This window comes from Paenibacillus sp. ACRRX (assembly GCF_022346885.1).
In the GTDB taxonomy this organism is placed as follows: domain Bacteria; phylum Bacillota; class Bacilli; order Paenibacillales; family Paenibacillaceae; genus Paenibacillus_B.
This window is the reverse complement of sequence record NZ_JAKRNK010000006.1, coordinates 19,182-44,326: the sequence shown is the minus strand read 5'-3', so window position 1 is coordinate 44,326 and position 25,145 is coordinate 19,182. Positions and strand designations below refer to the sequence as shown.

The following is a 25,145-nucleotide window of genomic DNA, read 5'->3' as shown; positions in this document are numbered from 1 at the left end:
GCTTCGCCTTATTCTAATGGGTAATGGCAGGCGACAGCATGATCGCCATCTGTAAGAGCAGGTTCGACAGTCCGGCATTGTGTTTGTGCATAAGGACAGCGCGTATGAAATCGACAGCCTGAGGGTGGATCGATCGAACTTGGAACATCACCAAGAAGGATTTGATTGTTTGGTTTTCTAAGAGTCGGATCTGGCGATGGGATAGCATGCAAGAGCAGTTGTGTGTAGGGGTGCTTCGGCTGACGAAACAAATGCTGTGTTGGGGCCAACTCTACAATTTTCCCTAGGTACATCACAGCAATTCTGGTACTCATCTGCTTTACTGCACCCATACCATGGGTGATAAATAAGTATGTGAATTTCAGTTCCTCCTGTAAATCCTGCAGCAGGTTCATAATCTGCGCCTGGATAGAAACGTCAAGTGCCGACACGGGTTCATCGCATACGATTAGCTTCGGCCGAAGCGCAATCGCTCTAGCAATGACGATGCGTTGTCGTTGTCCTCCCGACAATTCATGCGGATAGCGGTTGTTAGTCGAGCGAGGCAAGCCAACCGTCTGAAGTAAAGCCGCTACTTCACGCTGTGCCTCACTGCGTCTTACCCGCTTGTGAACCATTAATGGCTCCGCGAGGGCATCACAAATCCGAATTCGTGGATTTAGCGAAACAAAAGGATCTTGAAAGATCATTTGCATACGCGTCCGCACATGCTTCAATCTTTGGACGGGGAAGTGCGTAATGTCCTCGCCATCAAACAAAATACGACCCGAATAAGGCTGCTCCAAACGCATAATAGAGCGTCCAATCGTTGACTTGCCACAGCCCGATTCCCCAACTAAGCCTAGGGTCTCGCCTTTGTACAGCGTCAGGTTAACATCATCTACAGCTTTGATATGACCAGTGGCACGTGAAAATAGGCCGTTTCGCAAAGGATAGTATGTTTTTAAATGCTCCACGCGCAGCAGTGCTTTTTTGGTTTGTCGGCTAATTATTTCCGCTTGTAAAGTCATAAGGTTCCCCCGCTTAAATGCCCCTCCAATGGAACCCATGTGTTTTCCGTCTCACTAGGCAGCCAGCATCTCACCAGATGCTCCCCGCCGACACTTTGCACGGTCGGTTGTTCTTGTCGACATCGACCAACAGCATAGCGACAGCGAGGATGATACCGACAACCTGTTGGCATATGCTGCGGCGAAGGGACAGTACCCGGGATTGCATGCATCCGCTTGCTGCTGTCACGATTGAGGTGCGGGATCGATCGCATCAATCCTTGCGTATAGGGATGTTGTGGTGCTCGGAACAACGTGAACACATCCGCTGTTTCCACCACCTGTCCTGCGTACATTACGACTACTTTGTCTGCCATCTCTGCCACGACACCTAAATCATGTGTAACAAGCAAGATTGACGTGCCATTGTTTGTTTGTAATTGCTTCATAAGCTGGAGTATTTGTGCCTGGATCGTCACATCAAGTGCTGTTGTCGGTTCATCTGCAATAAGCAGCTTAGGCTTGCATACTAATGCAATAGCAATCATGACTCGCTGCCTCATCCCGCCTGACAACGCATGGGGATATTCCTTGCTGATTGCTTCTGGTCTTGCAATGCCCACCTTTCTTAACATATCTACAGCAACCGCTCTTGCTTGTTGACGGGACAGGTTCAGATGTAAGCGAATGGGCTCTTCAATTTGCTCCCCAATCGGGATGACTGGATTCAACGAAGTCATCGAGTCTTGAAAGATCATCGAGATTTCATTGCCTCGTAGTTTACGCAATTCCGCTGATGAGGCCTTCGTAAGCGAGCAATCATTAAACCGAATCTCGCCTTGACAAACATAACCGCTCTTGCCAAGCAACCCGATAATGGATAATGAGGTTACACTCTTTCCGCAGCCTGACTCGCCTACAATGGCAACGGTCTCCCCCGATGCAAGGTCAAAACTGGCTTCATCGACGGAAATGATATCTCCTTGGTCGGTTCGAAAGGCGATCTGTAATCGATCAATCTCCAGCAGCTTTCCCATTCGCTTCACCTCGCTTTTATAAGAACTATTTTTATATCAGTTCAATACTTATTTTTCACATATGAATAGTGGTATTAATTTCATTCAGCATAACTGAATATATGAGGCTTGTATAATAGAATAAATCTATTTTAACATCGAAAAATTCTAGGTGATCAGCGCTCCCTTCCACAGTTGTGTTGCTTCTTTCACATGAAATCGATAGCTTTTAACAACAGCATCACCCTTAATAATATCTTTGTCATGCGCTCGCTCGAAGCCCAGACGCTCATAAAGCTGCGCGGCTGCACCCATTACTTCTGATGTATGAAGATGAAGCATGTCTGCTCCCCATTGATGAGATCGCCTGATCCCTGCCCAGATTAATTGTGTGGCTACTCCTCGCCTTCTAACGTTGCTTGCTACTGCCAACAAGCGCATAATTGGAGTGTTTATATTTAATTGAGGTAATCCGTAAGCCGCCTCTGAGGAGTCATACAGAAATACGCTTCCAATGACAACCCCATCCAGTTCAGCAATAATTCGAGCTTTTACTTGACTATTGCTCACGGAGTCGATAATTTCTTCCCGGTACTTCTCCCAACGATCTTTTGAAAGCAGCCATTCGTACTGAGCGTAGGCATCCATTAGAACAGCCTTAACCGCTTCAAAATCCGACGCTTCCGCATCCCGAATAATAATGGCTCCATCTGGCATGGTGCGCACCTGCTTTCTTTCTTAGTGGTCAAATCAGAACGTGCAGCTTGAATTACGCGCTTCACTATTTCCGAGCTTAATCCGTGCGATCTGCGCGAGATGAGTCTCTACATGTGTGATAAATGCTTGTATGACTGTCGCAAGACTGATCGACTCGTCTTTCCAGTTGATACCTGTCTTTGACCAGTCATCTGGTGTCAATCGTTGAAGCAGCAGGCTATGGTACTCAAGTAATGCTTTAAATACTTGGAGGGCGTCTGCAGCAGCTCCATCATTTGCCTTCTGTCCAGCTACCCATGGATCTTGGCTAAAGAAGGGTAATCGAACGTCTGAACCAGATAATATTTCTCGTATACGAAACGAAACGATTACACTGTGATCCACTAAGTGAGCCAGTACTTCCGTCACACTCCATTGATGCGGCGCAGCCTTCCATGTCAGTTCTTCGTCCGTCAAGCCCTCAATGGCTTGTTTTAACTTCCCGTAGGTACTTAAATAGGACTCCATATCGAATGCTAATTGACTCATCCTACACCTCCCTTTTTGTTATACAGCTAGTTCCTCTAACGCTTCCTTTAATAAAGTAAAGGAACGTACACGCTTCTCATAATCACTGACTACCGTAGTGAAAATAAATTCTGATACGCCATATTGCGCCTTCAATTCCAATATCCGCTTCCTTACCGTTTCCTTTGTGCCCTTAGTGATGTCAGCGTCGCGCACTTCAGCAGTGTACGATTCACCCGCCTGCCGTGCAAATTCTTCTGCTTGCTCCACGGATCCAACATTTATAGTCTTGCCACTGGCTAATGTAACACGTACACTTTTCAAATCGCCCGCTATGTTAGCAGCCTCTACCTCTGTATCAGCAGCGATGACAGATAAAGCTAGAATCGTCCTGGGCTCGGATTTTCGGGCCGTATTATATTTCGTCCGATATGTATGAAAAGCTTCGCGCGCCGCCTCCGGATCATTATTGATAAACAAGGCAAATACATATGGCAGGCCGCGCTCTGCAGCTATTTCAGCACTTGATACACTTGTGCCAAGGATATAAATTTCAGCAGGACGTTCTGGCAGTGGAGTGGCCTTCAAACCAGCGAGCGGATGCTCATCCTTTGCCGGTCCAAGCAGAAATTGCTCAAGCTCGTTCAGCTTCTCCTCGAGTTTGCGAGTATCCTCTGCAGGCTGCAGTGCTTTGGTAGAACGCGGCAGACCGCCTGGAGCACGGCCGATTCCAAGATCGATCCGTCCTGGAGCCAATGAGGCGAGCAAGTTAAAGTTCTCAGCCACTTTGTAAGGGCTATAATGCTGCAGCATAACCCCTCCTGATCCAATTTTGATGCTGTTCGTGTGAGCAAGCAGATGAGCGATGAGAACTTCAGGTGATGAACCCGCAAATTGGCTCGAGTCATGATGCTCAGACACCCAAAACCGTTCATAACCAAGCGTTTCAGCCAAACGTGCGAGCTTGACCGTATTGCCTAAAGCCTCTCCAGGTGTCTGCCCAGGGAACACGATACTTTGATCTAAAATCCCGATCTTTATGGTCATGGTTAGCTGCTCCTATCGATTTTCGATGTATTTACGAATCTGCGCGCATTGCGCTACGTCACGCCGCCTTCGTTATATAATTGAAAACGCTTCTCCACGAACAGGGTCAGCCTTTCAATCAAAATGGTTAAAGCCCAGTAAATAATCGCAGCTGCAATATAAGACTCAAGAAACTTCCAGTTTGATGAAGCGATTATCTGGGACTTGGCGTTAATATCTACAACAGAAACGGTAAACACAAGCGTTGACCCGTGCAGCATGCTGATTGTGCTGTTGGACAAGCTGGGCAATAGAATTGCAAAGGCTTGGGGGAATACAATTCGACTTAACGCTTGTTTAGTTGTCATCCCGATGGAATAGGCAGCTTCAATCTGTCCCTTATTCACGGCGAGCAGACCAGAGCGAACCACTTCAGATAAATAAGCCCCTGCCGTAATGGAAAACGAAAGGTAAGCAAATGCAATCATCGGGATAGAGATGGATCGGAATGACCATCCGAACTGGGCAGACAAGAAATCGACAATCAAGGGAAGCCCGAAGTAGATGAGCAGAAGATGGGTCAGCATAGGTGTGCCGCGAATAAAAGTGACATACGATGCAGCCATATAATGCAATACTGGAACTTTGTACAATCTTATCAAGGCTACAATCGTGCCGATGGCCAATCCACATAACATCGACACTGCCGTAATCGCCAATGTAGTTGGGATAGCCGATAATAATTGCATGAGAGCAGTTCCAATAAAGGAGAGATCAAGCTTCATAAACCCGCCTCCTCTTTGCGAATTTTAACGGTAACGGCCGTAAATAGACGGACGAACACATTTCTACTGCGTTCTGCTGTGCTGACAGAGTCAGCTTTTGCTTCATGGCGGAGCAGCCGCTTTTCAATATGATGAAACAACTTCTCAAGCGCCAAACTGATCATAAAGTAGACAACCGCGAGCGAAATGTATATCTCAACAAATCGATGTGATATCGTTCCAAGTGTTTGCGCCTTCCCCGTTATTTCCATAATTCCTAGTGTAAAAGCAAGTGAAGTGTCTTTTAAATTACCGATAACTACGTTTGCGAAGACGGGTACAGAAATGGCCAGTGCCTGTGGCTGCACAATTCGACTGAAAGCTTGAAAGCCATTCATTCCAACAGCGTAAGCAGCTTCAATCTGTCCTCGGTCCACTGCCTTCACGGCCCCTCGGATAACTTCAGAGATAAAAGCTCCACTGTGCAGGGAGTAAGTTAAAATAACGAAGTACAGCGCAGATATTCTGGATACATCAAGTTGAAAGAGCTTTAGTAATTCTGGAATGCCATAGTAGAACAGGAAGAGCTGAATAAGAATGGGTGTACCTCTAAAAAAAGATACATAAATTTGAGACAGCTGTTGCAGGATTGGAATACGATATAGTCGAGGCAACGCGACGAGCAGTCCTAGCAGCAGACCGAGCAGGATCGAGCTGGACACAATAACCAACGTAACTTTCAAAGACGGAAGCAGCTTTACAACGTATTCAAATACATAGGAAATTTCAAATGGATGTTGGCCCATCTCTCGTTCTCACCTTCCTTGCAGGGACATCTAGTTCGTAGTTAGCTTTACTGTTTATTTAGAAAAGTCTTGGCCAAGCCATTGCGTGCTTAATTTGCTAAGTGTCCCGTCAGCTTTAAGTTCTTTAATTGTGGCGTCAACGGTATTGGCAAGCTCCTGTGATGCAGAATCATTTTTACGAAATACATAGAGAATGTTGCCTTCATTTAATGCATTTCCCACTGTTTTGAGTTTCCCCTGCGGGTCTTTAATAGGAAGAAGGAAATCTGCCCCGATAGTTGCATCCACACGCCCTGAAGTCACCTGAAGCACATCATCATTGGCATCGTTTTGCTGGTACACGATATGAATCGCGTTGTTATGCTCCTTGTTATAATTCTCAAGAATTTGAGCCTGGGCACTAGTCGGACCGATGAGCACTTTTTTGCCTTTCAGATCATCAAGCGACTGTATAGAATCCTTGTTATCTGACGAAATGATGATTTTGTTTCGCCAGTAGGCGTAAGGCTCTTGGTTAAATAGAAATTTTTGTTCTCGCTCCGGGTTTTTTTCAAATAGATGCGCTGCTATATCAATTTTTTTGGTTTCAAGGCTGAGCAATATGTTTGAGAAATCCATCGTTTGAAACTCAAACTCATATTGTGGAAGGCGCTTATCAATCTCTCGGATCACCTCTACGTCATAACCTGTCAGCTCACCTTTTTCATTTATAAAAGCTACTTGCTCAAAATCACTCCCTGTACCCACAATTATTTTATTGATGGTGGTTGCTGAATTGGATGCAATTGAGGATGCAGTGCCGCTCGTGTTGGCGCTCGTGCTCTGTGTATCATTCCCGCAGCCAGATACGATAAAGACAAAGCCAACTGCAATTACAAACACGGATAATTTTCTCATAAACGTATGCCTCCCATTATTTCATTTCATAAACTAATAATTCCTACAGGAAAACTAAGAATAAGATTGGAATTACTTTAGCACCCGAGAATACTCTAGGTCAATGCATTCGATAATAGATAAATTCTATACGTAAATTCAATTGTTCAATGGTTAATCTAGTTCTATGTATAACGTGATCGAGTTTTGATTTCATTTGTATAACAGACCTAGCAGTGAAAAAACAAAAAAAGCCGCGGAGTACGCGACTTTAATCATAGTTTACATAATGCTGTTTTCTTGTGTTAGCGTGTGTTACTTTGCCCGCTCTGTAATCATTTTGGCCAATTCTTTAATTTGTAGTTTCAAAGAAATGGGATCATTACCCCAGAACAAGTCGGGATCGAGGTCAAATACTCGATTGTTTTTTACGGCATCAAGTGATTTCCATACTCCCTCGTTGCTTCCCCACACCTCTGCTATCATTTTGCCTTGGTCAAGGAAAATGTAATCACCTGCATACTCATGAACAACTTCGAAGGATACTTTTTTCGAGGATTGTTTGCCAATCATCTCTTGTTTCTGCTTTGGCGGTGGATTGAGCTTCAAATGTTGATAAATTGCCTCTCCACCACGATAGCCGCCATCTCCATAAATGTAGAACGCACTATCCACCACAAAAACGCCCATCAAAGCAAACGTATCCTTTGGCTTCACAACTTTGTTAATCTTCGTACGTGCTTCTGCTGAATCCTGATCGAATTCCGTCAACCATTGCTCCGCTTCTTTTTGCTTGTCGAATATGTCCCCAAAATAACGAGTACTTTCGTAGATACTGCTGAAATAGTTGTAAGGCAGTACAATGGTTGGCGCGATCTTGTTGTATTGTTCAATAATCTTTCCATCATACTTCGGATCGAGCCAAGTCACAATCAAATCAGGGTCCAAATCCAGCATCTTCTCAAGTGAGCGCTCGCCTACGCTTTCAATGCCGGCAATTTGATCCTTAATGACTTTGTTATCTAGATCCCACTGCATAGCCCCAACCGGCTTAATGCCCAGGATGAGCATATTGGGCAAATATCCATCCATTACGATCCTCTTTGGATTAACAGGTATCTCAAGCTGCCCTGTGGCAGTTTGTATCGTTTTGGTTTGAACAGAATCCGTGTTGCTAGTCTTTGAATCGGAAGACTCTTGCTCCTGTTGAGAGACTTGTTTGCCACCGCTCTCTGCGGCTGATGTGGCTTTATTAGGCGCAGCAGTGTCAGTACTTCCCCCGCCACAAGCCGTCAACATCAACACAAAAAGTATCACAACAAAAGATTTGAGAATATATGTATCGGATTTAACCATAACAACCTCCATTAATAATGATTATCATTCGCGACGATAACCCTTATTATACACATGCTATTCATGTGCCGTCGATGTACAGAGGTTGGTTTTCCAATAGGGATTATTGTTGGATCCACTGGCCTGATGTTAACAAATTTACCAATACATCCATCTGTTTTTCCAATGATACGCCTTCATCCATCCAGAACTCCTCCAACTGTAGTACATAGAAATGGCACTGATGTTCGTTTCGAAGTTGCAGCCATACGCCGTGTGAAATCATTTTCCCTTCAAAAGCTTCGGTATTTGCGCAAGGGACGATAAAAAACATATGGTCTGCTGCATAGTTCATCAAATCCTGCTCCTGTATAAAAAGATGCTTGGCCTGGTCGAGCACTTCTTCCTGAACACGTAGCGGCGGCGTAAGCTCAAGCAATTGATAAAGATTAAACGCAGACCGCACCGAATCATAAGGAATAAGCCAGCGCTGATCATGCCACTGTTCATATAGCGCTACCGTTTCATGAGCACCGATACACTGTCGTATGGCCTGCCTGGCTGCTAGGGCTTTTTGTTGGAGTCTAGTAATCCATCGTTCAGCTTCCATTGTACGCCCGAAGAGGCTGCCTATCACTCTCACCTCATCCAGCTTGTCCATCTTCCCCCACTCAAGCGTAACGACTGGTGCGACCCTCTCCAAGGCCTTAAGCAAATCCGGATACTGATAATAATAGGAAGGAATTAATATGAAGTCTGGTGCTAAAGGCTTTAACTGCTCAGCAATGTGAAGCTCATCTATCTCAACAATCCCTTCCAGATCTTCAAGCAGGAGTAAAGATGAACGGAGCACCTCAGCTGTGGTTGCAAGTGGCTTAATGCCTACTGCAAGCAGTGCCCCGAGAAACTGCATACCGATAATACGTGTAGTTCCCCTCCTTTGACGAAAAGCGCTAGGTGTCAAGCCGACTACTTTTCGAAATGCTTTTCCTAAATAAGAACCATCGGCAAACCCGGTCTTATAAGCGATATCGTTCAAATTGTCGCTTGTACTTAATAATCTTCGCTTCGCCTCTTCAATACGGATCCGAGTCAAATATTCGGCGAAGCTCCACCCTGTCTCCTTATGGAAAAGGGACGAAAAATAACTTTGGTTAAACCCTGTCATCTGTGCCATAAAAGAACGGCTGATCGAAGTGTCAAAATGTTGATTCACATATATAACCGCGTCTTTGATCGCATCATTATGGGACATAAAGGTGAACTCGCCTGCTTTGCTCCTAAAGACACTGCTCAGCAGCTCATCCAGCATTAAATCTAGTCTAGAGGCATTCCGTGACCAAGATGCCCGCCGAAGCTGTGCCATCAGGCTCATCAGCAAAGCAAACGAATGCCTTGAAAACTCCATAACAGCCCCGTGTGCGGGTATATTCTCATGGCTAATACGATAAAGCAGACAGGTGTCCGTACGCTCACTCAGTACATAACTTTGGAAAATAACGGCGTAAACAGGTGCGAATTCAGTCCTGTTTGCTGTTATCATGCTCATACATTCTTCCGCATGCCGCAACACAATACACTGCCCCTCATTCACCTTATACATGCTGCTTGCTGTACGTAATACGATGGCTTCAGTCGGCACAATAACAGCTGGATAGGACAGAATCAATGCGGCAGGACTTTGTGTACCAGGCTCCGCCAACATTCGTACATCTTGCAGTTCATAGGTAGTCGTATTCATAGATCCTCCGTATATGCTATACTCCATAAATCCTATTTCATTATATATGATAATCATTATCAATACTAACGATAGTAGAATTCATGAATAGTGATGATATTCACACATTAATAGCAAAAGCACGGGCTCTATCTTGTGAAAATTAATGTCTAGGTCGAGATGTAGGCAATGGCCAATCTGCCGTCTACAGGATTTGGATAGATCTCACATTCAACATCATAGACGCTATAGATTAGCTCCTTAGTTAACACCTCATCTGGCCTGCCGCTTGCTACGATTTCACCTTCTTTAACCACAATAATAATATCGCAGTACATAGCAGCAAGTGACAGATCATGCAAAGCTGCTAACGTGGCTATTTGCAACGATTTTACAATTGAGAACATGTGCAGTTGATACTTAATATCCAGATGATTGGTTGGTTCATCCAAGACTAGAAACTGAGGCTGCTGTGCAATGGCACGCGCCAATAGAACACGTTGTCGCTCCCCTCCCGAAAGTGTTAAGTAGCTTCTATCCGCGTAAGCAAGTAAATCTACCTTCTCCAGCGCCGCATATACGAGGGCATAGTCTTCTTGACGATCAGCTTCCATTAGATGCTTGTGAGGTGTTCTGCCCATCATGACCATCTCAAAAACTGTGAACTCAAAGTTCATGTCATTAAATTGCCCGACAACAGCCATTTGTTGAGCGATATATTTGGGATTAGATGTGATGACGTTTCTCTGATCCAAAAAGACAGTACCTTTTCTCGGTTTAAGCACTTTGTATATACTTTTTAGTAAGGTCGACTTTCCGCAGCCGTTCGGTCCGATAATACCCACAAACTGTCCGTTGTCTACATGGAGTGAAATATTTTTAACGATGTCTGTTCCAGACAGCGCCACAACGAGATGCTCTACTTTTAATTCCAATCTATTTCCCTCCAAATCCGTAACTCCTTTTAATTAACATGTACATAAACATTGGAGCACCAAGAAGCGCAGTGACAATACCAATCGGAAGTTCCCCATTTGGAATGATCGATCGGGCCAATACATCTGTCCATATTAAAAAAATGGCACTGACAAGAATCGTAACAGGCAACAGTCGTTTATGATCTGAACCTACCATACTGCGGACGATATGAGGAACAATTAACCCAACAAAACCAATAATGCCGCAGGTGGCAACCAGAATTCCTGTCAAGAGCGAGGCTAGCATCATATATAACCTGCGATAAGTATTAAGATGTATACCTAACGTTATGGCAGCTTCATCTCCCATTAGCATTGTATTTAATATTCTCGCCTGAAATATAAAAAAGAGCGCTGCAGCTCCTACTATGACGGCAATCAATGGCAGTTGATCCCATTTTGCCGAAGCCAGACTGCCCATTGTCCAAAACGTTATCGACCGGATGCCCTCCGCATCTTTAGCAAAATAAACGATAAAATTGGAAAAGGCGCTGCATAATGCATGAATGACCATTCCTGCAAGCACTAGCTTGACGGAAGACATCTTACTACCCACATTAGCCAAAACAAGCACGAGCACAGACGCGCCGAAAGCACCCAAAAAGGCCCAGAATGCTACACCTAAATTCCCGAAAATTCCTGCCGCACCAAAGCCAAGGATAATAGAAAATGTTGCACCTAAAGAGGCCCCAGACGAGATTCCCAATATATAGGGATCGGCAAGCGGATTTTGTACAGCAGCCTGCATAACCGCTCCGCACAAAGCCAAACCCGTCCCAACAATCATCGCTAATAATACGCGTGGTAATCGTATGTTCCAAATAATATCCATGGTTGTACCAGAAGCAAGCTCCTCCATATCACCGAGCGATATCCCTGTCGATCGCAGCGTCACAATACGCAGCGCATCTCCGAAAGATACCGATACCTGCCCAATCGACAAGGCAAGTCCAACAGAACAAATAACGGCAGCAATTAATAGGAGCATTATCCATATAAAAAACGTGCGTTTCTGCATTGCAGCATCAAAATTTGTTAAAGCAGTCTTATCCATCGTTATCTTCTTTACCGATAACATCATGACTGCCCTCCATATTGTTCAGGATGGATAAAGGCAGCCACGTCCTCATACAGATCTGCAAGCTGAAGACTTCCACGAATGGCATTGGTATAGTCTACGACCATGACATTTCCCTTTTTGATGGCTTCAACGTTTTGCAGCCTGTCATTGGAGAGCAGCTTCGTCTTAATTGTCTCATTATTAGGATCTTGAAATTGAGTTAACACTATTTTCTCCGGATTAGCAGCAATAATTGCCTCAATTGACATTTCCATATATCCGTCTGACAACTCCACGTATTTACCTCCAGAGCCTTCGATCATTTCATCAATTACACTCCAGGAAGGTGGGTAATAATCAAAATTTTCACGTCCTGCACTTGCGATCAACAATACATTAGGCCTATTTTGAACTGATTTGGAAGTTTGTTTCACTTTGGTTATTCTCGCAGTTTGCTCCTTTATAAAGGCCTCTGTCTTTCCTTCTACGTCAAAAGCTACTCCAAAATTTCGGATGTCGTCCATATAGTGCTCGATACTCCGTCCGATAGTAAAATTTGAAGCCGTTATGACAGAAATTCCTCGCTCGTTCCAAAATGAGATTTCACCTAAGCGATCCTCTTTAAAAGCTGAGGACATCGCATAGATGATGTCAGGTTGCAAATCAATTACCGACTCCTTGGATGGCCATAGATCTGAAAGAATCGGCAGCTGGCTAATTTGATCTTCATATTTAGAAAAAGACTGATCCAAGTAACCAAGACCAACTACTTTATCTTCAAGTCCGAATGCAATCATTAATTCAGCCATCGCGGACCCTACGACGACTACTCGTTTCGGCTCCGTCTCTATTGTTTGCTTCATTTCTTTGCCTTCATCCGAGTAGATGGATAGTGTAACAGGATAATGTTTGTTCATCGTCTCTTGTTTCACGCTCTTATTAGCTTGAGCTGCTTCATTTGTTACTTCCAAAATCGCATCATTGTGTGTTGTATTTCCACAAGCAGTGCTGAATAGAACTGCTATGACAACACCACCGAATATCTGACTCCTCTTACGTGTTCTCATCATAAACCCCTCACCAATCATCAATTTGTGTGCATCGAATTAACTGATAATCATTATCATTTATATTGTGCTTCCATGCTACCTGCTAAGGTATTTTCTTTCCCTGTTAAAGGAGTCCAACAAAAAAACTCCCCAGACATAACAGCATGTCTAAAGGAGTACTTTATTACTTATTTTGATTTGGTTTGTTCTTTTTTAATCAATAGAACCATCATTCAAAAGGCTATACTGAACTGAGGTAACAAAAAATAAGTCCCAATCATAACCAAAAGCAAAATAAAAGAAGCCAACAGGATTAACTTATGACGATTCAGTATTAACGCCATACCATAAGCTACTCCGAAACAGATGACTGCGAGTATCGACAACGATGGTGAACTGGAAAGGAGTAGTATCTTACTTTCAATGCTGGTAACAATTCCACAAAACGTTCAAACGACAGGCTGCCCGGTATTACGCTTTGCCCCTATCACCAAAATTGTGCGTTTTTTCTGACGATACGAATAAACGCTGTTACTGCCGGCGATAACCACTTGTTTTTGGGATACAACATAAATGTAGAAAGCGTTTCTTCATACTTTTCTCCTACTAACTTATGTTCACACAACTCTTTCTCCACAGTTATTCGAGGCAATATCGAGACTCCTAGGCCACTCATAATTGATTGTTTTACTGACTCGATACTCCAAAACTCAATCCTGCTTTGAATTCCTATATTGGATTTTTCTACAAACTGCTCCAAAAGGGTACGATAGCTGCACCCTTTTTTGGTAACAAGTAAACTGCACTTTTTCAAATCCAATTGATTGTTCAAGTTGAAATCATTGGGGTATAAAAACATCATTTGCTCTTCTACTATTGTTTCACAATAGATATTCGAATCCTTCACTTTTTTTCCTAACATAAAAACGATATCCGTACTTCCATTTGAAAGTTCTTCCCGAAATGTAAATGGGTCCACGTGGTGCCATTCTATACTTACATGAGGATATGTTCGTTTGAACTCTTCAAAAATGGGTGGAAAACGATAGAGTAATAGGTATTCTGCAACCGTAATGGTGATATGACCTGAAATTTCACCTTCTGTAGAAGTTACTTCTTGAATGTCGTCATAAATTTCTAACATCTTTTTGGCATGAGGCATCAGTTTTTTTCCAACTTCCGTTAATATCACCTGTTTTCCTATCCGATCAAATAAAGGGCGACCTAGTTCCGTTTCCAAAGCCTTTATATGTGAAGTAATGGTTGATTGAGCATATCCAAGATGATTTGCGGCTTTGGTGAAACCGCCTAACTCAACGATCGTAATCAGGGTAACCAAATGCCGAATTTCCACAAAGATTCGCCCCCTCACATCCATCTAAAAAGATGATGGTTTTCATTCAAAATATCAATTTTATTAATTGATTTCAAGCTTATATACTCGATGTAAGACTTATTCTAAAGGTTGTGATTACATTGAGAACAACGACCGGAATCCTTTATGCGTTTATTTGGGCTACTGCAGCAATTGCTACAAAAATAGGTTTAGTCTCTTCAAGTCCACTACTTTTCGCCTCAACAAGATTGTTTTTCGCAGGGATTATACTATTTGCTATCGTGTATATCGCTAACAGAAAGTATCCTTTTCCAAAAGGGAAAGAATGGGGAAATTTAATTATTCTAGGATTACTTAATTCGACTATTTATGTGGGATGCTGTTTCTTATCCCTTGACCATGTAGATTCAAGCATTTTTAATTTATTACTTACCTTCAATCCGTTTATTGTTGCTTTCCTTTGCTCCATCTTTTTAAACAGAACCATCAAAAGAAATGAGTTAGTGGGCATGTGTCTCTCAGCGTTAGGCCTAGGAATTGCCCTATATCCTTATATAAACATTATTAATGGAACGTTATTCGGGTTCATTACATTGGGAATTGGTGTTTTTTCAATGGGGATCGGAAGCATTTACTTTAGTAAAATACAAATGAGATTGCCCGGAATTGTAGTAAATACCTGGCAGATTATTTTAGGCAGTGCAATGGCTATACCGCTTTCGTTTTTATTAGAGCCTGATTACTACTTTCATCTCGATGTCTACTTTGGATTTGGGCTTTTCTGGCAAGTAATTGTTGTTTCAATTATTGCGATGTTGCTTTGGTTCTCCTTATTGAAAGAAGACCCTGTCAGAGCAAATAATTTTTTATTTCTTACACCTATCTTTGGATATATGTTATCTGCCATTTTTCTTGGTGAAACCATAACCAACTTTCATTATATCGGCGCACTCTTCGTTATTATTGGTACAGTTTACAGTCAGATGAATAGGCTCGGCTCAAAACAGAGCGACAGTAATATACCTGGTGACGCACAGATTGGTGCTGAAGCACCGATCAACGTGCAGCCTGAGCATCTTAGAAATAGCAGCAGATAAGGATGAAGCCCAAACAAGCTTTTGAAACAATCAAGGAGCAGTCCTATGCGTAGTGATCCTACTGGGACCTGCTCCTTGGGCAGTCACTTATGATTAAATTGCTGAACTTCGAACTACTTCGCCATTTCAACCTGCGGAACAACAGCTTGATGCAGACAAGTATCAAGTTCCTTCATGTATTTTGTTTGCTGTTCAGGCGTCCAATCCAGATGAGCAGCCATAAAAGCAATGACAGGCTGCTTCCATTGATGTACCCACTGGATGTTAAAGAACAGTGCGCCGGTACGACGGATGAAGAAATCAACAGGCTTCATAGTCAATTCCTCGTTCATTGCGTATACAAGTGGTATGAGCACCTCCAGTGGCAGTCCGCTGGCTGTCGTTTGATCACGATAGCGGTCCACAAACTTGAAAATGTCATCCACGTTAGAACCATAAGATTGTACCCATCGTTTAGCTAATGCAGGATCTAGTCCATGGCGAACCCCTTCATCCACCTTGCTTTGAATGTAACGAGGGAACGCACTTGAACCGCCCACGTGTCCGCCAGAGATTGGCATTTGTTTAGTCTTGGCTGCTACAAAAGCACGGCCATCATCTTGAACTAACAGACGCATGACCAAGTCCACGATCATTTCGGCCATTTTGCGATAGCCTGTCAGTTTTCCGCCAGCAATGGTAATCAGACCTGAAGGCGACTGCCAAATTTCGTCGCGGCGAGAAATCTCGGATGCATTCTTGCCTTCTTCATAAATTAGCGGCCTTACCCCTGCCCAGCTCGATTCAATATCATCAACGGTTAATTTCACTGTTGGGAACATATACGCAATTGCACCCATGATGTAATCGCGGTCTTCCTTTGTCATAATCGGCTGTACGGGATCTGCTTTGTAGAACGTGTCAGTTGTCCCTACATAAGCCTTGCCGTCACGCGGGATCGCAAACACCATGCGCCCGTCTGGTGTATCAAAGTATACCGCTTGCTTGAGCGGGAACTTGGCTTGGTCAATAACAAGATGAACTCCTTTTGACAATTGCAGATGCTTGCCTGTCTTCGAGTGATCTTTGTTCCGAAGTTCGTCAACCCACGGTCCTGCAGCATTTATTATTTTCTTGGCGCGAAACTCATGCGCATGGCCATTCAATTGATCAACGACTCGTACACCAACTATTTTACTATTTTCATAGACAAACGAGTCTACTTTCATATAGTTCACTGCCATCGCACCGTGATGCACAGCTTCCTTCATGACTTCAATCGTCAGCCGGGCATCGTCTGTGCGATATTCTACGTAGTATCCACCGCCCAGCAGCCCATCCCGTTTTAAGAGCGGTTCACGTTTTAGCGTTTCTTGTTCCGCTAGCATCCGTCTCCGCTCACTACGTTTGACGCCAGCTAGGAAGTCATAGACACGCAACCCGATACCAGTGCTGAATTTACCAAATGTTCCCCCGCGATGAAGTGGCAAGAGCATCCATTCCGGAGTCGTCACATGTGGTCCGTTCTCGTATACAATTGCACGCTCTTTTCCTACTTCTGCTACGGTTTTCACGTCAAATTGCTTTAAATACCGGAGCCCACCATGCACCAGCTTGGTTGAACGACTTGAAGTTCCAGCTGCAAAGTCCTGCATCTCGAACAATGCTGTGCGCAACCCTCTTGTTGTAGCGTCCAAAGCAATTCCTGCACCTGTAATCCCGCCCCCAATGACGATAACGTCAAGTGGCTGCTGACCCATTCCTTCTATAATCGATCTACGCTCTGTTGCGGAAAATGTATTTAACATCTGATGGACCCTCCTGGTCATGGATACGGCATATAATAAGAAAAACCGCAATAACACTATAGTACTAGACTATAGTGCAATTGCGGTTTCTCTGCTCTCCAACCGAATCTAAATATTAACTTATTTAAAATTGTAACATATTATTGCCATTATTTAAATACTTTTGTCGCCTCGATTGCTTTGTTCCAACCAGCATAAAGCTCCGCTTGCTGCTCCTCTAGCATAGCAGGCTTAAACGTACGGTCAATGCTCCACTGGGCGGCAATCTCGTCACGGCTGCTCCAGAATCCTACTGCCAGACCCGCAAGATAAGCCGCACCAAGGGCTGTCGTCTCGTATACTTGTGGGCATTCCACCGGCACGCCAAGCATATCGCTCTGGAACTGCATCAGGAAATTGTTCTGCACCGCACCGCCATCCACACGCAGCTTGGTTAATTGAATCGAGGAGTCAGCCTCCATCGCTGTAAGTACATCTTTGGTCTGATAAGCAAGGGATTCCAATGTAGCCCGAATAAAATGCTCTTTTGATGTTCCACGTGTCAAGCCAAAAATAGCACCCTTCACTTCGCTATCCCAATACGGTGTACCAAGCCCAACAAAAGCAGGCACAACATACACACCATCTGTCGAATCAACCTTGCTTGCGTACAGTTCGCTGTCTTTAGATTCCTTAATCATACGAAGTCCATCACGCAGCCATTGTACAGCGGAACCGGCCACGAATACACTGCCCTCCAGGGCATATTCCACTTTGCCATCAATTCCCCAAGCTATTGTCGTTAACAAGCCATGGGAAGATTGAACGGCCGTATCACCGGTATTCATAAGCATAAAGCAGCCCGTACCGTATGTGTTCTTAGCCATTCCTTGTTTGAAGCAGGCTTGACCGAACAAAGCGGCTTGCTGGTCACCAGCCGCGCCTGCAATCGGAATTTCTTCTCCGAAGAAATGGAAGTCAGCTGTTTTACCATATACTTCAGAAGATGAGCGCACTTCAGGCAGCATTTGTTTTGGAATTGTTAGCAGTTCCAATAGTTCCTCGTCCCATTTCAACTCATGAATATTGTACATTAATGTACGTGAAGCGTTGCTATAATCTGTGACGTGTACATTGCCGCCTGTCAGCTTCCAGATCAGCCAAGTATCGATCGTGCCGAATAGTAAATCACCACGTTCTGCTTTCTCCCTTGCACCAGGCACATGATCCAGAATCCATTTCACTTTTGTGCCCGAGAAATATGAATCTATCAACAATCCTGTCTTGGAGCGGAACAGCTCACTATGCCCAGCTGCTTGCAGCTCATCACAGATCGATTTGGTTTGTCTCGACTGCCAAACAATCGCGTTGTACACAGGGCGTCCGGACTCCTTATCCCAGACAACCGTCGTTTCGCGTTGATTTGTAATGCCAATACTTGCGATCTGACTTGGCTTGATGCTGGATTCGATCAGACACGTCGCGATAACAGCCAGAATCGTCCCCCATATTTCTTGTGCATTGTGCTCTACCCAGCCTGGCTCAGGAAAGATTTGCGTAAATTCTTTCTGTGCTACGTGAACGATTTGTCCTTCTTTGTTAAAAAGAATGGCTCTTGAACTTGTAGTGCCCTGATCAAGCGATAAAATATATTTTTCCATGTGAGATTCCCCCGTTATCCTGATTTCAGCATTTACACCATCATTACGCCGTTACACTATTTTTCATGCGCGGACCTTTATTCATCTATATTGAGGCTTGACGACTTGTCCCTTTTGAGGAAATAAGCAGTGCAAGGACAAGAATAACTGCTGTTGCCCCTAATACAACCCATACCATAGAATCTGACGTACCTAGGAATACCGTTTTGTAAAATAAACCTCCCAGCGCTCCCCCAAGCAATGGTCCTACAACAGGTATCCAAGCATACTTCCAATTCGAACTGCCCTTGCCTGCAATCGGAAGGATCATATGCGCAATTCTTGGCCCCAAGTCACGTGCCGGATTGATCGCATAACCAGTCGTACCACCCAGTGAAAGTCCGATGCTGACAATGAGGAACCCAACAATAAGCGGGTTTAATCCGTCCGTGAATTTATTAGCCCCGATCGCCAAAATGCCGAGAACCAATATAAATGTACCAATCATCTCACTGATCAAATTGGAGAATGGATGATAGACAGCTGGACCTGTCGCAAATACGCCCAACTTCGTCGCAGGATCTTCGGTTAGTTTCCAGTGCGGTAAGTAATGTAAGTATACGATGACTGCGCCTGCGATGGCACCAATCAATTGAGCCGCCATATAGGATGGTACGTCTGCCCAAGGGAAATTGCCTATTAAGGCTAGTCCCAACGTCAGCGCTGGATTCAAGTGCGCCCCGCTGATCGTTCCTACCGCATAGGCGGCAACTGCAACCGCCAAGCCCCATCCCATCGTGATGACGATCCATCCTGAATTAGCTGCATAAGATTTCTTAAGTGAAACACCTGCACATACGCCGCCACCGAGTGCGATCAGAATCATCGTTCCGATCACTTCTCCCCAAAATGCTGACATATTAAACCCTCCTGTTGTCAATTATAGATGCGGTTAGGCGTTAAGAACACAAAAAGACCTACTATCAATTACACGCAGTAGCTCAATGTTGAGCTAACAGCGCGTTTGAAAGTAGATCTCCAAGTCTCCGTAACGTTTATTAACTTAGCTCAAATTTTATTTTAAATTGTAAGCGTTGTCAATCACTTTTTTTCATACAATGTCCACAATTGCTTGTTTGAAGTGGTGACCGCTTCTGCTCCAGCCTGTAAAGCCTGCTCTACATCTTCACTCGTCGAGATAAAGCCTCCCGCAAGGATCGGCAGATTCGTACTCTGCTTCACTTTTCGAATGACATTTGGCATTCCACCCGGCAATACTTCAATGACATCCGGCTGTGTGTTCTGCAGCAGCTTAAAGCTCTTTTCCAGTGCACTGTTGTCAATCAAAAATATACGCTGCACAGCAACCACACCTTTTTGCTTTGCTTTCTGAATCACGCTTGCTTTCGTTGATAAGATCCCGTACGGACGATATTCCTGACAGAGGTATTCAGTAGCGTATGCGTCATTCTGGAGGCCTTGGATCAAGTCAATATGCAGAAATAACTTTTTATTAGCGCGGTGTACCATCTGACATGCATGTTTTAGTTGAGCGACGTGCATATCAAGCAAGACCAGATACTCGAAGGAGGAGGCAACCGCTTTCTCTAGATCTTTCATTTGACGTGAGGCAGGCAGTATTCGTTGCTGGTAAAAATCCATTGGTTGAACCCCTTTTTGGAGATGTTTATGATATATGATGGGTATATTCCATTCATCCGGAGATTGGATTAATCACATCTTCAAATAATAATTAGGATTGATAAGATATGCAAGTATTGTTTACAACCTTTTGTGATGCTTATGAACTATACATCTTTTGGTATGAAGAAGAATAGCCGATTGACATGCTTATACGTTAGTTACTTTATAAACATTTATGTTGATTAAGTAGCGATTGTTTATTACACTGTTGCTGTACCTAATTCTATAGACTTATGACTTACATGCGGCCAAAGGGCTCGACAATGATAGAAGTCCATGAGAGGAAGGAAAATGACATGCGTATTAAAGAAATCGTGCTGCAAACGCATCTTTATCGCGAAATGAAACAATTTTATAGTGAACTGCTGCAATTTCCGATTGAGGATGAGACAATAGATTCATTCTCTCTTCGAGCTGGGGCATCGAAGCTGACGTTCCAGCGGTCTACCGACAGTCAAAATTACTATCATTTTGCCTTTATGGTTCCTAGCAATCAATTAGATGAAGCAGGACATTGGCTGCAAGCGAAAGGAATTAAGTTGTTCTCAAAAGATAATCAAAATCAGTTCTTTTTCGAGGACTGGAATGCAACGGCAACTTATTTTTACGATCCACAGAGCAACCTAGTTGAATTGATTGCACATCATTCACTTACTCATTTTTCAAAAACTGCTTTTGGACACGATAGCATCCTCTGTATAAGTGAGATTGGGCTCCCATTACTTTCAGTAGAGGATGAGTTGCCGCAGATATGTGATGTGTTGTCCCAGAAAATGTGGCGTGGCGATGGGAAACAATTTGCGGGAGTTGGAGACGCCGAAGGATTGTTAATCGTTATCGATATTACACGACCATGGTTCCCAGATGGCAGAATGCCGCGTGTGTGTCTCACAAAGGTCATATTAGAAGGTGGATCCGAGCAGAACCTCGAACTACAGGACCTGCCTTATCAGATTTCATCTGAATCATGAGGTTTTATCTTGTCTTTTTTCGGCGCTGTTAAGCGTTGAGGCGTTTGTTAATACGACAGATATGTTGTCTAAAGAAAGGAAGAAGCCCCTCTGTCTAGACTTCAGGGGCTTCCTTTTTGGACAGTTACATATCAAAATGTGATCACCATATTAACAATTCTGTTGCATGTCGATTGAAGTTCGCACTTACTGGCAGCAACCGCCATCAGCCGGCCTGTCCCTGTAAACTGGCATAATAATTCCCTTCTTGGAGCAGACTTCGGTGATCCCCCTGCTCAACGATCACTCCTTCTTTCATTACAAATATGATATCTGCATTCTCAACGGTAGACAGCCGATGGGCAATCAGAATCGTTGTACGCCCCTCCATCAACTGCTGCAGTGCTTTCTGCACCCAATGCTCGGATTCTGCGTCAAGCGCCGAAGTGGCTTCATCAAGCAGCAGAATTGGTGCATTTTTGAGCAGCGCCCTGGCAATTGCGATTCGCTGCCGTTGTCCCCCAGACAAGGATGCACCTCGTTCCCCCACATGTGTCTGATACTTATCAGGCAGTTCCTCGATAAAGTGATGAGCATAAGCGGCTTGGGCTGCTGACACTACCTCTTCATGCGAAGCTTGTGGGTTACCGTAACGAATATTGTCCTCGATCGTACCCGTAAATAAGAACGCTTCTTGAGGGACATAAGCAATCAACTGACGAATTTCCGCTAACGTATATTGACCAAATGGTTTGCCCTGGATACGAATATCTCCCCGGTCAATCGGATAAAAACCAAGCAGCAGCTTAATTAATGTACTCTTTCCACTGCCGCTGCTGCCAACGATGGCCGCTACTTGTCCAGGCTGTACCTGCATGGAAACGTTGCAAATTACGGGTGTTTCCGCCTGATAGGCAAACTCGACCTCATTTAGTTCCACCGTTGCTCCCGTCACAGACGTACTAGCATCGTTCCCAATTCTCCGCGGCTCTTCCTCTTCCGCTAGCATTTCTTCGATCCGCTGTGCCCCTGCTAAAGAATTTTGAACAAGAGATAATGTAGTTCCAAAATTCATAAAAGAATGCGTCAAATGAATTTGCAGCACGGCTAAGGCAGCTACAGCCCCCATACTAATCATTCCATACGCATATAATAAACTTCCAATCACAATAATCCCACAAAATGTAATGTAGCTCACAAAATGATTGACAGCCGCCAGCATCCCCTTTTTGTGGGCAATTTGTTGGGCAATTTGTGTGGCTTCCTCATTTAATGTTTCGTATTGCGTATAAATGGGCCGTATTCGGAACAGCTTTACCAGTTGGATACCCGCTAGAAAGTCCGTAAATTTTTCCGTTAACTTGGCTGTTATTTGCAAGGAACGATCATACATCGCACGCACCGCATTAACAAAACGAGTGCTAATGTAAAAGGACACAAGCAATATAAGCAGCGATACACATGCAAATTGCCAATGAACCACAAACATCATCACAATTGAGCCGAGGCTAATCATGATTTCCAGCAGCATAGCAAACAAGATTCCGCAGTAAGTGGTTTCCAAGGTAGACACATCATTATTCATGCGGGAAAGGAACTCACCGTTATGCGTTCGTTCTAAAAAAGAAGCTTTCAGCCTGCATAACTTCTGATACATACGTTCACGGATGTTCACGAGTGTAAGCTCAACACTTCGATGGAACAAATACGTAAATGGCGGAGAGAGGATATTAAGCAGCAAAATCGAGCCTCCCAAAATGTATAAAGCTTGATACATAAGGGAAATATCCTTCGACTCTGCGTAGTTAACCAAGCTTTGCACCACAAGGCTAAAAGATAAAATAAACAAGGTATTGGCAGCGCCGCTCGTCAGCATACCGACATAATATTGAAGCTTGCGCTTTCTGCTCATGAAGTTCATCATGCTATTGACTTCTTTTGCGTATGCTATCAACTCGGGAGCTTTCATATGCTGACCGCCTCCTTTCCTTCAGTCGGTGTCACTATAAACTGCTGGTGATACAGCCGTGCGTACGCTCCGCCCTTCTCTAGCAATTGAGCATGACTGCCCGCTTCCGCGATACTCCCATTTTCCATAACCCATATTTCATCCGCATGCTGAATTGTAGACAAGCGGTGAGCAATTACAATGGTTGTCCGGTTCTTCATAAGGACATTAAGTGCTTCTTGAACCAACATTTCCGTCTCCGTGTCTAGTGCCGATGTAGGCTCATCCAACAGCAAGATAGGCGCATCCTTTAGAATGGCACGAGCAATAGCAACCCGCTGACGTTGTCCGCCTGACAACAATCCTCCTCTTTCTCCCACGTCAGTCTGGTACCCCTCCGCCAATTCCATAATAAAGGAATGTGCATTGGCTAACTTGGCAGCCGCTATGATATCATTTAGCGTTGCATGCGGATGACCATACCAAATGTTGTCCGAAATCGTTCCGCTGAACAAATAGGAATCTTGGGTGACGACTGACAAATGAGAACGAAGGTCCTCTGGATTGCAGTCATGAAGCGACTCGCCAAATACTCGAATCGTCCCTCTATCCGATGCTAATGGATAGAAGCCGCAAATTAATTTAATGATCGTGCTTTTCCCACCACCACTCGCACCGACTAATGCCACGGTTTTCCCATGATCAATCGTAAAGCTTAGGTCCTGCAGCAGAGGTGTACCCTTTTCATAAGCAAAGCTGACTTGTTCAAACGCAATTGGGGGTGCGTCTGAAACTTTGATGACACTGCCCTCCTGCCGTTCGACTGGCTGCTTTACGATCTCATATACTCGTTTTAATGCTCCACTCATCTCAAATGTATGGGTAATCAGTGTGGGAATATTTTGAAGCGGCTCCAGACACAAATTAAGCAGATACAGAAAAGCGATGAGTTCTCCCGTACTGAACAACCCTTTAGAGATTAAATAGCTTCCATATAACACCGCAAATACGACAGGACTAATCATTAAAGTAAACAAAATTGGGGTAACAATCGCTTCTCGTTTGCTTACTGCCAAGCGTTTTTGCAAGGTGAGCTGAAGGAGGGTTTGATAAGAACGAAAAAGCAATCCTTGCAGCAGGTAGCTTTTGACGAGCGCCATCCCCCCGAGTGTGTCCTGGAGAATGACATTCATTTGTCCTGTGCTGGCTTGAGCTTCTTCTGTAAGTTGTTGCAGCTGCTTGCCTATCCACTGTGCAACAAACAAAGAGATAGGTACGAGCAGCAAACTAAGCAGCACCAGTTCCCATCTAATCCATAATAAATAACTAAAGCAGCCAATAAACAAAAGCGGATGGTAAAACCACTGCGGCAAATCACGAATCATAAACTGGTTAATCAGTTGGACGTCATTTGTAATTCGTGACACCATGTCGCCAGAATGCTGCTTTTCTAGATAATGAATCGGCAGCTTCCCAATATGATGCATCGTATGGTTGCGAAGATCCCGCATTGCACGCGCTCCGCCCTTTTCGACACCATAGACCATAACATATTTTGCTGGCACACCTACTGCAATCACAATGAGCACCATATATACCGTGTTTACAACTAGCTGCCCTTCACCATGTTCTGCGTTTGTCGTGAGCTGCTGTATTAAATTTCCTGTCCATATCTCGATCACCGCTGCAGCTATAGCTGCAATAATACCGGCAATCATCCAGCCTTTGTGTGACTTAACGAACGACATCAACCACATGGCTGATTTCCATAGGGTCAACATGCCTTTTTGTTTTTGCATGACCACTCCATTGTCTCCCCTTTTACAAACCATAGTCGTGGATGAATACTCACAAACCGACCG

Annotated in this window: 22 protein-coding genes; 2 read left to right on the top strand and 20 right to left on the bottom strand. The window is 44.1% G+C overall.

The window, feature by feature from the left end:
• Nucleotides 1–8: 8 nt before the first annotated feature.
• From MH117_RS17735 to MH117_RS17670, 14 genes are all read right to left on the bottom strand, one after another.
• On the bottom strand, nucleotides 9–1,010 hold the full coding sequence (locus tag MH117_RS17735) for an ABC transporter ATP-binding protein (RefSeq protein WP_239330786.1): 1,002 nt from the start codon (nucleotides 1,008–1,010) through the stop codon (nucleotides 9–11).
• Entirely contained in the window at nucleotides 1,007–2,026 is a 1,020-nt protein-coding gene (locus MH117_RS17730) for an ABC transporter ATP-binding protein (protein WP_239330783.1), read from the bottom strand. Before MH117_RS17730 ends, MH117_RS17735 begins: the two co-directional genes overlap by 4 nt.
• Before the next feature lie 147 nt (nucleotides 2,027–2,173).
• Nucleotides 2,174–2,722, bottom strand: coding sequence for a GNAT family N-acetyltransferase (locus MH117_RS17725; RefSeq protein WP_239331340.1), 549 nt, complete (start codon nucleotides 2,720–2,722; stop codon nucleotides 2,174–2,176).
• Nucleotides 2,723–2,755: 33 nt separating this feature from the next.
• Nucleotides 2,756–3,250: a DinB family protein gene (locus tag MH117_RS17720; RefSeq protein ID WP_239330780.1), complete on the bottom strand. Its 495-nt coding sequence runs from the start codon at nucleotides 3,248–3,250 to the stop codon at nucleotides 2,756–2,758.
• Nucleotides 3,251–3,268: 18 nt separating this feature from the next.
• Nucleotides 3,269–4,276 (bottom strand): LLM class flavin-dependent oxidoreductase, encoded by a 1,008-nt coding sequence (locus MH117_RS17715; RefSeq protein ID WP_239330777.1) that lies wholly within the window; start codon nucleotides 4,274–4,276, stop codon nucleotides 3,269–3,271.
• A 53-nt stretch (nucleotides 4,277–4,329) separates the two neighbouring features.
• Complete coding sequence (locus MH117_RS17710; RefSeq protein ID WP_239330774.1) at nucleotides 4,330–5,040, bottom strand: amino acid ABC transporter permease; 711 nt, start codon at nucleotides 5,038–5,040, stop codon at nucleotides 4,330–4,332.
• A complete protein-coding gene (locus MH117_RS17705) occupies nucleotides 5,037–5,825 on the bottom strand; it encodes an amino acid ABC transporter permease (RefSeq protein ID WP_239330771.1) in 789 nt (262 codons plus the stop codon). The genes MH117_RS17710 and MH117_RS17705 overlap by 4 nt, the downstream gene beginning before the upstream one ends.
• A gap of 54 nt (nucleotides 5,826–5,879) precedes the next feature.
• A complete protein-coding gene (locus MH117_RS17700) occupies nucleotides 5,880–6,722 on the bottom strand; it encodes a transporter substrate-binding domain-containing protein (RefSeq protein WP_239330768.1) in 843 nt (280 codons plus the stop codon).
• Nucleotides 6,723–7,016: 294 nt separating this feature from the next.
• Complete coding sequence (locus MH117_RS17695) at nucleotides 7,017–8,057, bottom strand: ABC transporter substrate-binding protein (RefSeq protein ID WP_239330765.1); 1,041 nt, start codon at nucleotides 8,055–8,057, stop codon at nucleotides 7,017–7,019.
• A gap of 103 nt (nucleotides 8,058–8,160) precedes the next feature.
• Nucleotides 8,161–9,777 carry a helix-turn-helix domain-containing protein gene (locus MH117_RS17690; RefSeq protein WP_239330763.1) on the bottom strand — a complete coding sequence of 539 codons (1,617 nt, stop codon included), beginning with the start codon at nucleotides 9,775–9,777 and terminating at the stop codon, nucleotides 8,161–8,163.
• Nucleotides 9,778–9,926: 149 nt separating this feature from the next.
• Nucleotides 9,927–10,691: an ABC transporter ATP-binding protein gene (locus MH117_RS17685; RefSeq protein ID WP_239330761.1), complete on the bottom strand. Its 765-nt coding sequence runs from the start codon at nucleotides 10,689–10,691 to the stop codon at nucleotides 9,927–9,929.
• A 1-nt stretch (nucleotide 10,692) separates the two neighbouring features.
• Complete coding sequence (locus MH117_RS17680; protein WP_239331338.1) at nucleotides 10,693–11,751, bottom strand: FecCD family ABC transporter permease; 1,059 nt, start codon at nucleotides 11,749–11,751, stop codon at nucleotides 10,693–10,695.
• 59 nt (nucleotides 11,752–11,810) lie between these two features.
• Nucleotides 11,811–12,860, bottom strand: coding sequence for an ABC transporter substrate-binding protein (locus MH117_RS17675; protein WP_239330759.1), 1,050 nt, complete (start codon nucleotides 12,858–12,860; stop codon nucleotides 11,811–11,813).
• A gap of 469 nt (nucleotides 12,861–13,329) precedes the next feature.
• A complete protein-coding gene (locus MH117_RS17670; protein ID WP_239330757.1) occupies nucleotides 13,330–14,196 on the bottom strand; it encodes a LysR family transcriptional regulator in 867 nt (288 codons plus the stop codon).
• A 122-nt stretch (nucleotides 14,197–14,318) separates the two neighbouring features.
• On the opposite strand from MH117_RS17670, the gene MH117_RS17665 reads away from it, so the two are divergent.
• Nucleotides 14,319–15,275 (top strand): DMT family transporter, encoded by a 957-nt coding sequence (locus MH117_RS17665; protein ID WP_239330755.1) that lies wholly within the window; start codon nucleotides 14,319–14,321, stop codon nucleotides 15,273–15,275.
• Nucleotides 15,276–15,388: 113 nt separating this feature from the next.
• On the opposite strand, the gene MH117_RS17660 is transcribed toward MH117_RS17665, so the two are convergent.
• From MH117_RS17660 to MH117_RS17645, 4 genes are all read right to left on the bottom strand, one after another.
• Nucleotides 15,389–17,062 carry a glycerol-3-phosphate dehydrogenase/oxidase gene (locus MH117_RS17660; RefSeq protein WP_239330753.1) on the bottom strand — a complete coding sequence of 558 codons (1,674 nt, stop codon included), beginning with the start codon at nucleotides 17,060–17,062 and terminating at the stop codon, nucleotides 15,389–15,391.
• Between the two features lie 149 nt (nucleotides 17,063–17,211).
• Nucleotides 17,212–18,702, bottom strand: coding sequence for a glycerol kinase GlpK (glpK, locus tag MH117_RS17655; RefSeq protein WP_239330752.1), 1,491 nt, complete (start codon nucleotides 18,700–18,702; stop codon nucleotides 17,212–17,214).
• An 85-nt stretch (nucleotides 18,703–18,787) separates the two neighbouring features.
• The gene (locus tag MH117_RS17650) at nucleotides 18,788–19,600 is read right to left on the bottom strand and encodes an MIP/aquaporin family protein (RefSeq protein ID WP_239330751.1); all 813 of its coding nucleotides are present in this window, start codon (nucleotides 19,598–19,600) and stop codon (nucleotides 18,788–18,790) included.
• A 182-nt stretch (nucleotides 19,601–19,782) separates the two neighbouring features.
• A complete protein-coding gene (locus MH117_RS17645) occupies nucleotides 19,783–20,343 on the bottom strand; it encodes a glycerol-3-phosphate responsive antiterminator (protein ID WP_239330750.1) in 561 nt (186 codons plus the stop codon).
• Between the two features lie 338 nt (nucleotides 20,344–20,681).
• Here MH117_RS17645 and MH117_RS17640 point away from each other — a divergent pair, with 338 nt between their 5' ends.
• The gene (locus MH117_RS17640; RefSeq protein ID WP_239330747.1) at nucleotides 20,682–21,356 is read left to right on the top strand and encodes a VOC family protein; all 675 of its coding nucleotides are present in this window, start codon (nucleotides 20,682–20,684) and stop codon (nucleotides 21,354–21,356) included.
• A gap of 205 nt (nucleotides 21,357–21,561) precedes the next feature.
• On the opposite strand, the gene MH117_RS17635 is transcribed toward MH117_RS17640, so the two are convergent.
• Nucleotides 21,562–23,304: an ABC transporter ATP-binding protein gene (locus MH117_RS17635; RefSeq protein WP_239330744.1), complete on the bottom strand. Its 1,743-nt coding sequence runs from the start codon at nucleotides 23,302–23,304 to the stop codon at nucleotides 21,562–21,564.
• Nucleotides 23,301–25,082, bottom strand: a complete 1,782-nt coding sequence (locus tag MH117_RS17630; RefSeq protein WP_239330742.1) for an ABC transporter ATP-binding protein — start codon at nucleotides 25,080–25,082, stop codon at nucleotides 23,301–23,303. The genes MH117_RS17635 and MH117_RS17630 overlap by 4 nt, the downstream gene beginning before the upstream one ends.
• Between the last annotated feature and the right edge of the window lie 63 nt (nucleotides 25,083–25,145).